The following is a 532-nucleotide window of genomic DNA, read 5'->3' as shown; positions in this document are numbered from 1 at the left end:
AACTGGATGCCATCTTTGTACACAATCTCTCTTTTCAAAGATTTGTACAATTCTTTTGTGTTTTTAATTGCCTCCACATCTTGATATATACTTTGCCCTGTAAGCTGTTCATAAGCACTGTAGGCGGCATAGGAGAGGCCGCTAAAAGAACAGTCTCCGTATATCTCCACGTCAGCCAGTGTATCCGGATCTTTTAAGACTGCCATATACGTCTCCTTGCCCTGAGCGATCAGCCATGGCCGAAAATCCATAAATCCTTCGTCAGAACAACCGCGCTCCTTGACAATGCCAGCTGCGTCCCAAAGTCCATATTGATCTGCCAATCTCGAATATATATACACGCATTTATGAAAAACCATTGCGGACTCGGGACCCATGGAAATCAGACGATCCATAAGAAAGTGCTCCATGGCTTTTATGTCCTGGCCGCAAGCGGTTTTTGCCTGATGAATCAAATCCCAAAAAGCATCCGGATTATCCTCTGTAATTTTAGTAACATGGTCTTGCTCTGCCGTAATGATCACCTCTTTTT

Annotated in this window: 1 protein-coding gene; it reads right to left on the bottom strand. The window is 43.8% G+C overall.

The window, feature by feature from the left end:
- Positions 1-532, bottom strand: a 532-nt coding sequence (locus B5F88_RS20080; protein ID WP_343286494.1) for a DUF4240 domain-containing protein, incomplete at both ends; no start/stop codon positions are given.

The sequence above is a fragment of the Flavonifractor sp. An306 genome, from assembly GCF_002159455.1.
Taxonomy (GTDB): domain Bacteria; phylum Bacillota; class Clostridia; order Oscillospirales; family Oscillospiraceae; genus Flavonifractor.
Note: the sequence above shows the minus strand (reverse complement) of the source record. Positions and strands in the feature narration are given on the sequence as shown.